This is a genomic window from Pseudomonas sp. MD195_PC81_125, assembly GCF_014060985.1.
Classification (GTDB): Bacteria; Pseudomonadota; Gammaproteobacteria; order Pseudomonadales; family Pseudomonadaceae; genus Aquipseudomonas; species Aquipseudomonas parakoreensis.
This window is the reverse complement of the sequence record NZ_JABULD010000086.1, coordinates 1-15,074: the sequence shown is the minus strand read 5'-3', so window position 1 is coordinate 15,074 and position 15,074 is coordinate 1. Positions and strand designations below refer to the sequence as shown.

Annotated in this window: 13 protein-coding genes and 1 pseudogene; 8 read left to right on the top strand and 6 right to left on the bottom strand. The window is 61.0% G+C overall.

Annotated features, from left to right (window positions below; all coding sequences use genetic code 11):
* Nucleotides 1-148: 148 nt before the first annotated feature.
* From HT737_RS03770 to HT737_RS03760, 3 genes are all read right to left on the bottom strand, one after another.
* The gene (locus HT737_RS03770) at nt 149-442 is read right to left on the bottom strand and encodes a putative quinol monooxygenase (RefSeq protein ID WP_047293918.1); all 294 of its coding nucleotides are present in this window, start codon (nt 440-442) and stop codon (nt 149-151) included.
* A gap of 123 nt (nt 443-565) precedes the next feature.
* The gene (locus tag HT737_RS03765; RefSeq protein WP_182401495.1) at nt 566-1,999 is read right to left on the bottom strand and encodes a PLP-dependent aminotransferase family protein; all 1,434 of its coding nucleotides are present in this window, start codon (nt 1,997-1,999) and stop codon (nt 566-568) included.
* A gap of 211 nt (nt 2,000-2,210) precedes the next feature.
* Nucleotides 2,211-2,690, bottom strand: coding sequence for an Lrp/AsnC family transcriptional regulator (locus HT737_RS03760; protein ID WP_007909658.1), 480 nt, complete (start codon nt 2,688-2,690; stop codon nt 2,211-2,213).
* A gap of 455 nt (nt 2,691-3,145) precedes the next feature.
* On the opposite strand from HT737_RS03760, the gene HT737_RS03755 reads away from it, so the two are divergent.
* A complete protein-coding gene (locus HT737_RS03755) occupies nt 3,146-4,186 on the top strand; it encodes a DUF6515 family protein (protein ID WP_182401493.1) in 1,041 nt (346 codons plus the stop codon).
* Here the strand turns inward: HT737_RS03755 and HT737_RS03750 are convergent.
* Nucleotides 4,180-5,088 (bottom strand): cation diffusion facilitator family transporter, encoded by a 909-nt coding sequence (locus HT737_RS03750; RefSeq protein WP_121187364.1) that lies wholly within the window; start codon nt 5,086-5,088, stop codon nt 4,180-4,182. The two genes, HT737_RS03755 and HT737_RS03750, sit on opposite strands and share 7 nt — an antisense overlap.
* Before the next feature lie 22 nt (nt 5,089-5,110).
* Nucleotides 5,111-5,530: a hypothetical protein gene (locus HT737_RS03745; protein ID WP_025108718.1), complete on the bottom strand. Its 420-nt coding sequence runs from the start codon at nt 5,528-5,530 to the stop codon at nt 5,111-5,113.
* Nucleotides 5,531-5,639: 109 nt separating this feature from the next.
* Here HT737_RS03745 and hrpB point away from each other — a divergent pair.
* Nucleotides 5,640-8,157: pseudogene (gene hrpB / locus HT737_RS03740) on the top strand (ATP-dependent helicase HrpB).
* Nucleotides 8,158-8,217: 60 nt separating this feature from the next.
* Here hrpB and HT737_RS03735 read toward each other — a convergent pair.
* Nucleotides 8,218-9,585: an amino acid permease gene (locus HT737_RS03735; protein WP_182401491.1), complete on the bottom strand. Its 1,368-nt coding sequence runs from the start codon at nt 9,583-9,585 to the stop codon at nt 8,218-8,220.
* A gap of 322 nt (nt 9,586-9,907) precedes the next feature.
* Between HT737_RS03735 and HT737_RS31155 the strand changes: the two genes are divergently transcribed.
* The 6 genes from HT737_RS31155 to HT737_RS03710 form a co-directional block, all read left to right on the top strand.
* Nucleotides 9,908-10,327, top strand: coding sequence for a TauD/TfdA family dioxygenase (locus HT737_RS31155; RefSeq protein WP_220459301.1), 420 nt, complete (start codon nt 9,908-9,910; stop codon nt 10,325-10,327).
* Between the two features lie 143 nt (nt 10,328-10,470).
* A complete protein-coding gene (locus tag HT737_RS31150) occupies nt 10,471-10,929 on the top strand; it encodes a TauD/TfdA family dioxygenase (protein ID WP_220459300.1) in 459 nt (152 codons plus the stop codon).
* A 4-nt stretch (nt 10,930-10,933) separates the two neighbouring features.
* The gene (locus HT737_RS03725) at nt 10,934-12,517 is read left to right on the top strand and encodes a phenylalanine aminomutase (D-beta-phenylalanine forming) (RefSeq protein WP_182401489.1); all 1,584 of its coding nucleotides are present in this window, start codon (nt 10,934-10,936) and stop codon (nt 12,515-12,517) included.
* Nucleotides 12,514-13,575, top strand: a complete 1,062-nt coding sequence (locus HT737_RS03720) for a histidinol-phosphate transaminase (protein ID WP_182401487.1) — start codon at nt 12,514-12,516, stop codon at nt 13,573-13,575. Before HT737_RS03725 ends, HT737_RS03720 begins: the two co-directional genes overlap by 4 nt.
* Nucleotides 13,576-13,780: 205 nt before the next feature.
* Nucleotides 13,781-14,359: an alanyl-tRNA editing protein gene (locus HT737_RS03715; protein WP_220459299.1), complete on the top strand. Its 579-nt coding sequence runs from the start codon at nt 13,781-13,783 to the stop codon at nt 14,357-14,359.
* Nucleotides 14,360-14,384: 25 nt separating this feature from the next.
* The coding region (locus tag HT737_RS03710; RefSeq protein ID WP_182401485.1) for a hypothetical protein at nt 14,385-15,074 on the top strand (690 nt) is incomplete at its 3' end.

Here is a 15,074-nt window from a genome sequence, read left to right as displayed (position 1 = left end):
GGGCGTGCAAACGGCCCAATATTCGGGAAGATCGGGTGACCAATCGATCGTTCGGCAGTGCGGCTGAATACGCCTTCGCGAGCAAGCTCGCTCCCACAGTTGAACGCATTCCAAATGTGGGAGCGAGCTTGCTCGCGAAGGCGTCCGGTCAGACGATGGGGAAACTATTGAAATCCACACTATTGGCCAGACGGCTATCGATCAGGTCAATAAACCCCTGCGCCTCGGGCCGGTTGAAGTGCGCCTGCATCGCCGCTTCCGACTGCCAGCGTGCGCTCACCATCCAGCGTTGGTTGTCCTCGGGGCAGCGGTCGACCATATAGGCGTCGCAGCCCGGTGTCTGGCGCAGGGTGTCGACGATCTTCTGCAACTGCCGGCCGAGCTCTTCCGAACGGCCGGCGGCAGCGCGCACCTGGACGGTGTTGATCACTTCGTTGGACATTGCTCACTCTCCTGAATCAGGCCGGACGAATCCTGCTCATTGAGGGATAACGCCCATGCAGAATAGGCCCGCACCGGTTGATCACCAATAACCAATCGGCGGTTAATCGCGCAGACCAATCATTCACGCCACTTGTTGCAGAATGTCGCGCAGGCGATCCAGAGCGGTGTCGATGTCGAGGGTTTCGATGGCGCCGAAGCCGAAATACAGGCCGCTCCTCACCGGCTGTTGATAATAGAAAATGTCGATGGGATACAACCCGACCTCGACCTTTCTCGCCAGCTCGATCACCAGCGCCAGATCGACCGGCACCTTGCACAGCACCGCCATGTGGAACCCGGCGCTGGGCGGAATCGCCTCCAGCCACGGCGACAGATCCGTGGCCATGCGCGCCAGAATCCGCTCGCGGCGCTGGGCGTAAATCGCGTGGCAGCGGCGGATGTGCTTGAGCAGGCAACCTTCGGCGATGAACTTGGCCAGCGCCCATTGCGGCAAGGTCGAAGCGTGCTGGTCCGTGAGCTTTTTCGCGCGGATCACCGCTTCGAGGATCGCCGGCGGCAGAATTGCGTAACCCAGGCGCAGCTCCGGCAGCAGGGTCTTGGAGAAGGTGCCGACGTAGGCAACGATCCCGCGCTGGTCGAGGCTGAACAGAGAGTCCGTAGGCCGGCCTTCGTAGCGGAATTCGCTGTCATAGTCGTCCTCGATGATGATCGCGCCCAGTTCATACGCCCGGGCGAGTAACGCCTCGCGGCGCGCCTGGCTCATTGGCATGCCCAGCGGAAACTGGTGCGACGGGGTGACGTAAATCAGCCGCGTACCCTCGGGAATCTGTTCGACCACAATGCCTTCGGCATCCACCGGAACTCCGCTGACTGCGGCGCCGTGGCTACCGAACAGCAGGCGGGCCGGCGGATAACCCGGGTCTTCCATCGCCACTCGGCTGCCGGGGCTGATCAGCACGCGGGTGATCAGGTCCAGCGCCTGTTGCGCCCCGTTGCACACCACGATGTCCTCGTCCTGAGCGTTGATCCCGCGCGAAAACGCGATGTGCCGGGCAATCGCATTGCGCAGTGCCGGCAAGCCTTCGGGGACACTGTAGAAGCCTTTTGAGCCGGCCATCTGGCGCATCGCATGCGAGACGCAACGGCGCCAGTCGTCATGCGGGAACTGGCCCTTGCTGGTGGCGCCGCCGATAAAATCGTAACGCAGCGAACCTTCCAGCGTCGGGTGCTGCAGGAACATCGGCAGGTTGCGCCAGCGCTCGATCTGTTCGGCGCTGGCCAGTTCGGTGTGGCTTTGCTTGCGCTGAATCTGCGCCGGACGGGCGTTGACGTAAGTGCCTTTACCGATCACCCCGGTGAGAAAGTTTTCGTAAGTCAACTGCGCGTAGGTGTCGGAAATGGTCTTGCGCGAGATCCCCAGTTGCTCGGCCAGCAGACGACTGGGCGGCAACTGCGTGCCGGCGGCCAGACGCCCGGACTCGATGGCGCCGCGCAGTTGGTTGTACAACTGACCGGCCAGGTCCTTGCGGCCATTGATCACGACGTGAAGTTCCATACCGACGCGGCTCCGGGGGGCGATTGAAGTGTCGGCCAGATTACCGCTGTTGCGTGATGGGCAGTAGTTGCGCGTTGTAAAAACCCAAAATTGGTCACCGTCCCTGTAGGAGCTGCCGAAGGCTGCGATTCTTTTTGATCTTGAAAAGCAAAATCAAAAGATCGTCCGATCGCGGCCCGAGCCTTCGGCAGCTCCTACAGCGGAGTGCGGGTTAGCTGCGCAGATGAGTCAGCGGCAGTTCGGTGCTGTTGAGCACCTGATTCAGCACAAAGCTTGAACGCACGCTGGTCACCCCTTCAATCCGGGTCAGGTGTCCCAGCAGCAGCTTCTGATAGTGATCCATGTCCGGCACCACCACTTTCAACTGATAGTCGGCATCCACGCCCGTCACCAGGCTGCATTCCAGCACTTGCGGCAAGGTGCGGATCGCTGCTTCGAAGTTCTCGAAACGTTCCGGGGTGTGCCGGTCCATGCCGATCAGCACGTAGGCGGTCAGGCTCAGGCCGAGCATCTTGCGATCAAGCAGGGCGACCTGGCGCGAAATGTAGCCGTCATCCTCCAGTTGTTTGACCCGGCGCGAGCAGGGCGAGGGCGACAGACCGATGCGCTCGGCCAGTTCCTGGTTGGAGATGCGGGCGTCGCGCTGCAATTCCGCCAAAATACTCAGGTCGTAACGGTCGAGTTTGCTCATGAATCAGTCCTTGGTTGTAACTATTGCGGCGGATTATCTATCCAGGGTTAAAAATTGCGCAAGCGGTGTTTATTTGAGCAATCTTCGCAATCATCTGTCGCGCGTAGCGGCCTATTCTTATCACCAGAATCACTGCTCGGTAACACAGTCCACTGCGGCCCGCCCAATCAGGCCCGCCGCGGCCGCCACCCCCACCGGGGATGTGCCGGCCCCCGAGCTGCACACTGTCCAGAAGACGGCGTGAGGTGAGCCGACGTCAAAAGCGTCGAGCCAGGACGAAGTTCTCTAAAGGGAGGCCGACGGGTCTCCCTTTTTCTTGTTCTGCGATTTTTGTGCCTCGATGCACAGCCTTCCTCAATAAATAAGTTTCGTGACTGATAACCTGTCGCAGAACCCGGTGTGCGTATTCCCGGTCTTAGCTACAAGCCCTCTAAATACCCGCAGTGAGGAAAAGCATGAAGTCGCGCATCTGGCGTCTGGCCGGTGTTGGTTTGCTGTGTGTGAGCGTCGGTGCCCAAGCACTGGCCGACGAGCCACAGAATCGTGGCCCCGAAAATAACGGGCACGGCGGTGAGCATCAGGGCAATCAGGGGCATGGCGGTGAGCGTCAGCCCCATGGGCAAAACAATCCGCCGCCGCAAAATCCGCCGCGGCCGCAGAACAGCGACATCATTCGCGGCGACAACAGCCGTCAATTCGAGCACAACGGCCAGCCGCACAATAATGGCCAATGGCAGAACCAGAACCGCGCACCCAATCAGCCTGCACCGGTTCATCAGGCGCCACCGGCGAACAACCTGCCGATCCAGCCACGTCCCGACACCGTGCGCCAGACTCAGGAGCCGCGTCAGGGCTACTACCGCGACGAGCGTCCGCAGAATGGCTACCACAACCAGCAATGGCAAACCGGCAACCGGCCCGATGACAATCGCTGGCCGGGTCGCCCGGACGGGCATGGCAACGGTTGGGGCCCTGGCCCGCAATATCGCCCGGGGCATGTGATCGACCGCTTCCCGGATCGTGAATATCGCGTGCCGTATCGCGGTCAGGATTACTTCTATTCCGGCGGCTACTGGTATCGCCCGCAAGGCCCGCGCTACATCGTCGTGCAGCCGCCACGCGGGATTCGTATTCAGTACCTGCCGGACTACGCCCGCGAAGTGTGGATCGGCGGTGCGCTGCTGTTTCTTGCGGCCGGTTCCTACTATGCGTACCAGGAAGCCACTCAGGATTACGTCGTGGTCGAGCCACCGGTGCAGCAACCGCCGCAGCCGCAGCCGCAATCGCAGGGTTATGACGTCGAGGCGTATCCGGCCAACGGTCAGTCGCCGGAACAGGTGCAGCAGGACGGTTACCAGTGCTACCAGTACGCGGTGCAGCAAAGCGGTTTCGATCCACGTACCGCGACGTACCAACCGGCGCCCGAAGTGGTGCAGGCCTACCGCCAGGCTCAGGGCAATTGCCTGAGCAGTCGCGGTTATCAGGTGTCTTACTGAAGCCGGGTCTGCGCTCGTTCAGCCCTGACCACTTCCTGCGGGTCGGCGTGCACCAGCACCTCGGCTCGCGGGTAGGCGGCGTGAATTGCATCCGCCGCCTGATCGCTGATGCCGTGGGCCACTGACAACGTCAGCTCTCCCGGCAACTCCAGATGCAACTGCACGAACCAGTGGTTACCCGAAATCCGCGTGCGTAAATCATGTGCGCCCAGCACGCCGGGTACGCCGCAGGCCAGTTCGAGCATGTGCTGACTGACATCGCTCGGCAGCTCCTCATCCATCAGCACCGAAAAACTTTCCCGGGCGATCTGGATCGCACTCCACAAAATGTACCCGGCAATCCCCAGACCGAACCATGCATCGAGCTGATGAAAGCCCATGCCGGCGAGAACCAGCGCGATCAGAATGCTGCCGTTGAGCAGCATGTCCGAGCGGTAGTGCAGCGAGTCGGCGCGCACGGCGTTGGAGCCGGTCTGTTTGATCACCCGGTGTTGCAGCGTCAGCAACGCCGCGGTCAGCAACAGCGAGAAAACGATCACACCGATGCTCAGCCACGGAGCGCCCAGCGGCTCCGGTTGCTTGATGCGCTCATACGCCTGAAACGCAATCAGCACCGCACTGCCACCGATGAACAGCGCCTGCGCCATGCCCGCCAGCGATTCAGCCTTGCCGTGGCCGTAACGGTGATCGTCATCCGCCGGGCGCAGTGCGTAATGCACCGCCAGCAGATTGAGCAGCGAAGTGACGCCATCCAGCGCCGAGTCGGTGAGGCCGGCGAGCATGCTCACCGAACCGCTCAGCCACCAGGCGATGGCTTTGGCGATGATCAGCGTGCAGGCCACCGCTACCGAGGCGCGGGTTGCCAGCCGCAGCAGGCGGGCGTGTTCGGGGCTGGTGGTCATGAGTGCAGAAATTCCTTATGGATCAGGCGGCGGGTTGCAGGCCGAACATCGCCAGTTGCTGGGTGCTGCCCTTGTGCTGGATCAGGCGTGGATCGTCCAGCGGCAGGTTGCGGCCCAGTTCAGTTTCGAGAATAGCCTGCAACTTGAGGTTATCGACCTGGCCGTCCGGGCCGATCGCTTGTTTGAGTTTCGCCGGATCGACCTGCGCCGTGTGGCCCGGTTCGAAATAGATCGCGCCCGTGGTGAAGTCGACCGCGAAAGCGATCAGCCCGGGAATGACGTAGAACAGCAGGCCGACGGCGTCGAGTACGGCAATCGCCGGGTCGATCTTGCCGTCGATCTGACCGCGACGATCCGGATAGAAAATCGAACCGCAGGCCGTGAGTTGAGTGAGCAGAGTGGCGACCAGTACACCGCCGATCAGGCGAGAAGGTAAGCGCATGGAAAATCTCCTGAGTCATTTGAAAACGAAGCGTCGTCAATTGAAATTAAGACCCTGACAAACGCCCGGCAGTTCGCCGTTATACTCGCGGCTCTGTTTGGGAGCCAGCATGATTTCTTTGCCGATCGATGAAGTTTTACCCGCCCTGCGTGAAACGTTGGCGACACGCCACGAAGCCGTGCTCGAAGCACCGCCCGGCGCCGGTAAAACCACCCGCGTGCCTTTGGCCTTGCTCAATGAGGTCTGGCTGGCCGGGCAGACCATTCTGATGCTCGAGCCACGCCGTCTCGCCGCGCGTGCAGCCGCAGAACGCCTGGCCAGCGAACTGGGTGAGAAGGTGGGCGAAACCGTCGGCTATCGCATCCGTCTCGACAGCAAGGTCGGCCCCGACACCCGCATCGAAGTGGTCACCGAAGGCATTCTCACCCGGCGTCTGCAAGATGATCCGGCGCTGGAAGGTGTCGGTCTGCTGATCTTCGACGAATTTCACGAACGCAGCCTTGATGCCGATCTGGCTTTGGCTCTGAGTTTGAACGGTCGTGAACTGTTCCGCGCTGAACAGCCGCTGAAGATTCTGCTGATGTCTGCCACGCTGGAGGGCGAGCGCCTGGCCTGGTTGCTGGATGACGCGCCGATCCTGCGCAGCGAAGGGCGCATGTACCCGGTGACGATGCGCTGGGGGCGGCCGTTCCAGCCTGGCGAATACATCGACCAACGCGTGACCCAGACCGTCCTCGATGCCCTGCACGATGAAACCGGCAGCCTGCTGGTGTTCCTTCCGGGGCAGGCGGAAATCCGTCGTGTGCATCAGCAACTGAGCGATGCCATCGGTGAGCGTAAAGATGTCTTGCTCTGCCCGTTGCACGGTGAACTGGACCTGAATGCCCAGCGCGCCGCCATCGACCCGGCGCCGGCGGGTCAGCGCAAAGTGGTGCTGGCGACCAACATTGCCGAAACCAGTCTGACCATCAACGGCGTGCGCGTGGTGATCGATGCCGGGCTGGCGCGGGTGCCGCGTTTCGACCCCGGCAGCGGCATGACCCGTCTCGATACGCAGCGTATTTCCAGGGCCAGCGCCACCCAGCGTGCGGGCCGGGCCGGACGTCTGGAACCGGGCGTGTGTTATCGCCTGTGGTCGCAGGATCAGCACGAGCAACTCGCCGCTTACGGCAGTGCGGAAATTCTGTCGGCGGATCTGGCGGGGCTGGCGCTGCAACTCGGACGCTGGGGCGTCACGCCGGGGCGAACTGGTCTGGCTCGATGTGCCGCCGGCAGCGGCTTATGCCCAGGCGCAGGATCTGCTGCAGCGCCTGGGCGCACTCGAAGGCGAGGCGCTGACCGCCCACGGTCAGGCCATGGCCGAATTACCGGCACATCCGCGCATCGCCCATCTGTTGCTGCGCGGTCAGGCGCTGGGGCTGGCGCAGATGGCGTGCGACGTCGCGGCACTGCTCGGCGAACGCGATATTTTGCGCGGCGCCGGGGCGGATCTGCACAGCCGCCTGGTGCTGCTCTCTGGCGAGGAACGCGCGGCACGCGGTGCTCAGGGTGGCGTGCAACGTGCGCGGCAACTGGCGCGGCAGTATCGCGGTTACCTGCGCGGCAAGGCCAGCGATCCCGTCAGCGATCCCGATCATCCGCGCTGGCTCGGCGCATTGCTGGCGCTGGCCTATCCGGATCGCGTCGCCCAACAGCGGCGCGCCGGTGGCGCCGAATATCGGCTGGCCAATGGTCGCGCTGCGCTGTTCGCCGAAGCCGACAGCCTGATGAAGGAGGCGTGGATTGTGATCGCCGACCTCGGCAGTCGTCAGGGGCAGCGCGAGGAACGGATTTACCTGGCGGCGGATTTCGATCCGACGCTGTTCGACTCGGTGCTCGCCGAGCAAGTGCGTGCCGTCGATCAACTGGACTGGGACGAGCGCGAAGGCGTGCTGCGCGCCGAGCGTCAGCGCAAGGTTGGCGAACTGATCCTCAGCCGCGAACCGTTGACCGGGCTCGACGAAGCGGCGCGCAGTCAGGCGCTGGTCAATCTGGTCCGGCGCAAAGGTCTGGAGTTGCTGCCGTGGACGCCGGAACTGCGTCAGTGGCAGGCGCGGGTCGCGTTGTTGCGGCAATTGGATCTGGCGACACAGGCCGACAGCCAATGGCCGGATGTCAGCGACGCGACGTTGCTCAAAACCCTGGAAGCATGGCTTATGCCCTATCTGAGCAAAGTCTCGCGACTGAGTCATTTCGCCAATCTGGACCTGTCGAGCATCGTGCGCAATCTGCTGCCGTGGCCGTTGCCGCAGAAGCTTGATGAGCTGGCCCCACATCACATCAGCGTGCCGTCGGGGTCATCGATTCGTCTGGATTACAGCGAGTCGCCGCCGATTCTCGCGGTGCGTTTGCAAGAGCTGTTCGGCCTCGCCGAGACGCCGCGAATCGCCGGCGGGCGGCAAGTGGTCAAGTTGCACCTATTGTCACCGGCGCGGCGGCCGGTGCAGGTGACACAGGATCTGGCCAACTTCTGGCGCAGCACCTATGCCGAGGTGAAAAAGGATCTGAAGGGGCGGTATCCGAAGCATTATTGGCCGGATGATCCGCTGGTGGCCGAGGCCACGGCGCGGATCAAGCCGCGCAAGTGAGCCTTTGTCCGGGGATGATCAGGCCTCGCCGTAGAGGCTTTGCGCAGCACGGCGGCGGTGCTAGATGCTGTGGCAGACCCACACCAGCGTGATCCACAGCGGAATCGCGTAGACCGCCATCCGGTTGACGGGGTCCATCAGCATGACCGCCATGATGAACACCATGAAGGCCAGACAGACATAGTTACCGTAGGGGTACCAAAGCGCCTTGAACTGTGGTGTCTGCCGGGTCTCGTTCAGGTGCCGGCGAAATTTGCCGTGGGCCAGGCTGATCATCGCCCAGTTGATCAGCAGCGTCGCCACCACCAGTGATAGCAGTATTTCGAGGGCCTGCTGCGGGATCACGTAGTTCATCACCACCGCGATCAAGGTCACCGCAGCCGTTGCGAGGATCGAACGCACAGGAACCCCGCGCGAGTCGATCTTGACCAGGCTTTGTGGCGCGTCACCCTGCCGGGCCAGACCGAGCAGGATCCGGCTGTTGCAGTAGGTGCCGCTGTTATAGACCGACAACGCCGCGGTAAGGACCACGAAGTTGAGAATGTGCGCGGCGGTATTGCTGTCGAGCATTGACCACACGCGTACGAACGGGCTGCCGCTGTAGGTATCGCCAGTGGCATTGAGTGACGTCAGCAGGCTGTCCCACGGCATCAATGACAACAGCACGACGAGTACGCCGATGTAGAAAATCAGGATGCGGTAGATTACCTGATTGATCGCCTTGGGGATCACGCGACGAGGGTTTTGCGCTTCGGCGGCGGTAAAACCGAGCATTTCCAGCCCGCCAAAGGACAGCATGATAACCGCCATGGACATGGCCAGGCCGGCCATCCCGTGGGGGAAAAAGCCGCCGTGCTGCCACAGGTTGCTCAACGATGCCTGCGGCCCTCCGTTACCGCTGAACAGCAGGTAGCTGCCCATGACGATCATCCCGATCACCGCCAACACCTTGATGATGGCGAACCAGAATTCCGCCTCGCCGAACACTTTGACGTTGATCAGGTTGAGTGCATTGATCAGCACAAAAAACACCGCAGCCGATACCCAGATCGGTATCTCGGGCCACCAGTAATGCACGTATTTGCCGACGGCTGTCAGCTCGGACATGCCGACCAGGGTGTACAGCATCCAGCAGTTCCATCCCGACAGGAAGCCGGCGAATGCGCCCCAATACTTGTGGGCGAAATGGCTGAAAGAGCCGGCAACCGGCTCTTCAACGATCATCTCGCCCAGTTGTCGCATGATCATGAAGGCGATGAAGCCGCAAATGGCGTAGCCGAGGATCATCGAGGGCCCGGCAGACTTGAGTGCGCCCGCTGAGCCCAGAAACAACCCCGTGCCGACGGCGCCTCCCAGTGCGATCAATTGGATGTGTCGATTTTTCAAACTGCGTTGCAGTTGACCTGAGTGCGCATGGAGTCCGCTCATGAGAAAGGGTACTCGCAAGGTTGCTTGAGTGTTTGCAAGACACTTGCGCGGGGCGAGGCGGGCCGATGCAGTGACGCGACGGTGCCAACAGTGGGGGACGGGTAATTCTCCACAGTCATACGGATTCTGTTCCTTCAGATTATTTCTATTTTTATCAATCAGTTAGATCGGGTTTTTCAGCTTGGTTGCGCGCGATTTCGTGCGCGCTTCATGGAAAAATCTATTGGAAGAAACATATTTCTATCTGTTGAATTTGTAAATGGGGGATGGTATCTAATGCATCGCACAGGGACATGCCAACGATTCCAGGGACTGAGGAGTGATGACGGTGACGGGCTGCAATGCACTAGGGACATTCGATTTTGTGGTCGGCGCCGAGGCCGATCCGGCGGGCTATTTTTCGGCGGCGGCGCAGGACATTCGGGCACAACTGTTGAGTGAAGGCGCGGTGCTCATTCGCGGTGCCACGCCGTGCAGGGATCCCGAGGTGTTTGAACGGGCCATCGGTGCGCTGGGTTTTCACACGCGCGATTACCTCGGCGGCAGCTCTCCACGCTCGACGATCCAGGGCAAGGTCATGGAAGCGACGCGCACCCCGCCCGACTGGTCGGTGATCCTTCATCAGGAAATGGCCTATGTACAACATCCGCCCGAAATCATCGCTTTCGTGTGTGTCGAGCCTGCGGAACGTGGCGGTGAATCCGTGGTCGGGGGACATGCGCAAACTGGAGCAGTTGATTGATCGCGCCACCCTGCAGCAACTGACCGATCGCGGGCTCAAGTTGCGCCGCACGCTGCCCGGCGAGGCGCGGGTGAATCTCAAGCCCGGGGTGAAAAAAAAGCTGGCAGGAGACGTTCTCCACTTCCAGCACCGCCGAGGCAGAAGTGCTGTGCCGGGCGCGCGGTTGGGACTTCGAGTGGAGTGGCGGCGACCTGATCCTCTGGCAGGACTGTATCGCCCCGATGCGCCGACACCCGCGCAAAGCGGCGGACATCTGGTGCAATCAGGCGCACTTCTGGGGCGCGGCCGCGATGATCGAATGGGCGCGCATCGACGGTCGTGAACAGGACGCCAGTGAATTGGCCGAGGCGCAGCGCAACACGCCGCAACTGTTGGAGGCCATGTGTTTCGGTGACGGCGAACCACTGCCGCAAGACCTGACGCTGGAGTTGTTCCACACCGTCAGACGTCTGGAACAGGATGTCGATCTGCGGGCGGGCGATATTTTGCTGCTCGACAATTTCCAGTATGCCCACGGCCGGCGCGCCTTTTCCGGCAACAGGACCATCAACGTGATCATCGCCAATTGGGCGGATGATCAGCCACACGCAGCTCAGGGATGAAAAGATGACGATTCAGGAAAGAAACTTCACGTCGGATAGCACGTTTGTACTGACCCCCGGCGTGGATGTCAGTCTCAAGGACTTGATCAGGTATTCCCGGCCCGGGGCAAAGGTGGTCGCTTCGCAAGCCACCCGGCAACGGGTTCAGGCATCGCGAGACGCCCTGGAAAATCTGGTTGCACAAGGCGCGGTGATTTATGGGGTGAACACCGGGATGGGTGGTTTCGTTGACCATCTGGTGCCCATCGACAAAGCCCACGAGCTTCAATCGAACCTGATTCAGGGCGTCTCGACCAACGTTGCCGAGCGGTTCCCGGACAGTGTGGCGCGAGCCACCATGTTTGCGCGGATCGTATCGCTGTCCCGTGGCAACTCGGCACTTTCGCTGGAAAATTTCGACCGCTACATCGCCATTTACAACGCCGGCCTGATCCCGGAAATCCCGAGCAAGGGCTCGTTGGGGACCAGTGGCGACCTGGGGCCGCTGGCGGCGGTTGCGCGGATGCTGACCGGAGACGGTCATGCCTACCTCGACGGTGCCCGGATTCCGGCGGCGCAAGCGCTCGAGCAATTGGGCCTGGCGCCGCTGCACCTGAGTTACAAGGAAGGGCTGGCGCTGATCAATGGCACCTCCTGCATGGTCGCGGTGGCGGCGATGAATGTGGTTGAAGCCCGGGAACTGCTCGAACAATACACGTCGATCTCGGCCTTCTCGTTTGAAGCGCTGCAGGCTCGGGTACGTCCTTTCCATCCGGATGTTCACCAGTTGAAACCGCACCTGGGCCAGCAAAAAATTGCCGAGGCCATCTGGGCCGATCTGCAAGGCTCGGAACTGGCGATTGACGATCTTGAACTCTCTTCGCAATTGAGCGCCCTGCGCACCGACCAGGTACGCCAGGAAGACATGCCCATCGAAGATGCCTATTCCATTCGCTGCACGCCGCAAATCCTCGGGCCGGTGCTGGAGACCATCGAATTTGTCGAGCGCGTGGTCGGCAACGAACTGAACTCGTCCAACGACAACCCGTTGATCACCCCTGAAAACGGCGAGGTTTTTCACAATGGCCATTTTCATGGGCAATACATCGCTTCGGCCATGGACTACCTGACGATATCCATCATCACCCTGTGCAATCTTTCGGATCGGCGGATTGATCGCTTCCTGACCAAAGCCAACAGCAATGGCCTGCCGTCATTCCTGTGCGCGGAAAACGGTGGCCTGCGTTTCGGCCTCATGGGCGGGCAATTCATGTCGGCGTCGCTGACGGCAGAAAACCGTTCGCTGGCCACCCCCGTCTCGATCCAGACCCTGACCACCACCGGCGATTTCCAGGACGTGGTTTCCTTCGGCCTAGTCGCCGCGCGCCGGGTGACCGAAGTGCTGCAGAACACGCGTTACGTCCTCGCGTTTGAACTGATCTGTGCAGCCCAGGCCGCCGATATTCGCGGCAACGCCAGACTCGGGCCGAAGGGCCGCGCCTGGCATGCGCGGGTGCGTGAACACATTCCGTATCTGGATCGGGATGTGGCGTTGACCGCTTACCTGGAAGCGCTCGTTACCCAGGTACTGGGAGGGCACAGCCGATGAGTTCGTCGGGAAAGGGTGACCTGTTGGCAACGGCGATCACTGAGCCGGTGCGGCTGCATGCCAACGAGAATCCGCTGGGTGCATCGGGCCTGGCCCTGCAACTGTGCGCCTCGATGCCGACGCTGCTCAGCGAATACCCCGAAGTCACTTACAAGTCTCTGCGCCTGGCAATCGGCGAGCGCTGGCGCGTTGATCCCGAGCGCGTCGTGGTGGGCGCCGGTTCGGACGAACTGATCGACATTGCGTTGCGTAGCCTGTTGAAGCCCGGCAGTCGCATCGTGACGCAGCAGCACTGCTTCAAGATGTACAAAATCCGGGCCGCGTTGCTGGGGGCCGACTACAGCGAGATGACCCCGGATGCCAGCGGCGACTATGAGGCGGCATTGCAACTTGCTCTTGAGCAAAAGCCCGACGTCGTGGTGCTGGTCAATCCGTCCAATCCATTGGGCGACTATCTGTTGCCCTCGCAGTTGTTATCGCTGGTGGCGCTGATTCCGCCCGGCACGACCGTCATCATCGACGAAGCGTACGCAGAGTTTGCGCCGGATCGGGAAAACACGGCAGGCATTCAGATCGTCAACAGCCGGGAAAACGCGATATGCCTGCGCACGTTTTCCAAGGCCTACGGTATTGCCGGCCTGCGCCTTGGCTGGGCTTATGCGAGCGGCGATCAGGTGCCGGCGCTGCAAGCGCGGCGTGCGCCGTACAACGTCAGTTCGTTTTCCGCCCTGGCAGGCGAATACGTCCTGCAGGACGGCGATCATCTGGACAACACGGCGGCGTATTGTCAGGCGTGGGGGCAGGAACTCGTGAGCCTGTTCAAGTCCTGCGGCATTGAAGCCAGAAGCCGCTACGTCAACTTTGTTTTCGTCGAATGCGTCACCGCGCCACGCTGCCAGGATTTGCATCAGCATCTGGAGAGGGAAGGTTTCCTGACGTCCCGGTTGACCGACTATGGTCTTGAGACGTGTCTGCGGATCTCCTTCGGCAACCAGGCGCAGATGATCCGGTTGCGCGCTGTACTGAAGCAAAAACTGCAAACCATGGAACTTGCCTGAGGCCGGCAGGGCAAGATCAGTGAAACCTTGACTGAGGTAAAAATGAGCCAGACGCTGACGTTGTTTCACGCTGAACCCTACTTGAAGCAACTGGACTGCCGAGTTGATCGACTGGAGCGCGACGACGCCGGTCTGCCTTTCGCACTCCTCGGCGAGACCGTGTTCTACCCCCAGGGAGGCGGGGCAACTGGGCGATCGGGGGGTATTGAACATTCCGCTCGCGGGGGAGGGTGAGGCACTGCGCACGCTGGAGATCGTCGCGACGAAAAAACGGGACGATCAGATCAGGCATTACCTGAGCATTGACGACGAAACGTTCGCTGACCTGCAGACGCGGGTGAGCGACCGGCAGGCGACCGCCACGCTGGATTGGTCATTGCGATATCATCAGATGCGGGTTCATTCGGCGATGCATTTGATTCATTGCATGCTCGAGCGGACGCTCGGGCGAGCGATTGCGCATCCGGTTCGTTCGCCGCTGAGCGACGAGGGTGGCGAGAACCAATACGAGTTTGTCGGTGAGTTCGACGAAGACAGTCTGAGGCGCGCAACAGATGCCTTGAACGAGTTTTGCTCTGCAAGTCATGAGATTCGTACGGAAGCGGATACCCGCCAGGGACAGGGATTTCGTTGGTGGCAATGCGAAGACTGGTCAATCCCCTGTGGGGGCGTTCATGTGCGTAATACGCAAGAAATAGGCGTGGTGACTTCCAGTATGAAGATCAAGAAAAACACGACCAGAGTGCTTGTCACTCTGTCGGCAGAGGCGGAAGAGCTTGGATAGCAAACGTGCGTTTGGCGCATTTCTCATGCAGTTTCGAATCGACGCGGGGCATCTGAAGATCTCCACGTTTCTCGACGAGGTCAATATTCCGTTCTCGGCCAATTACTACCGCGACGTCGAGGCCGGAAGGAAATACCTGAGTATCGATGCTGCCGTCGAACTGCATGATCACCTTGGCATCGACGCGGCCAGCAAAGCCAGTTTTGATTATTTCTGGCACTACTTCAGGGATTTGTTGCCGGCGGACGTCCACGAAATGTTGTTCGGCAAAGGCGTCGAGGTGACCGATCTCTCTTCGCGCCTGGAACTGCGCGAACACGACTCCAGAATCTTGCGCCGGGCCCTGAGCCTGAGTCGCTACGAGCGTGAGTTCATTGTCACCGAAGAGGTGATCGCTGCGTTCGAGGCGCAGTTCGAACTGCTGCCATTGATGACGTATCTGTACATGGTCGACAGCGCCTCAGTGGCGGAGATTCAGCTGGTGTGCCAGCAGATCGGTCTGGCTTATGACCGTGGCACTGAAGCGTTCCTGAACCTGGTGTCCAAGCCGCGCGCGACGCCGGATGACCCGTTTGTCCGGCATGCACCCACGTTGAGGATGCCCAGGACGGTGGATGCGTTGAAGTTGAAGGATCAGTTCCTGCGCCACGAAGTGGACCGGTCGCTGCTCAAGCCGGAGAAGAGCGAATACTTCGATGTTTCAGGCTCTTTCAAA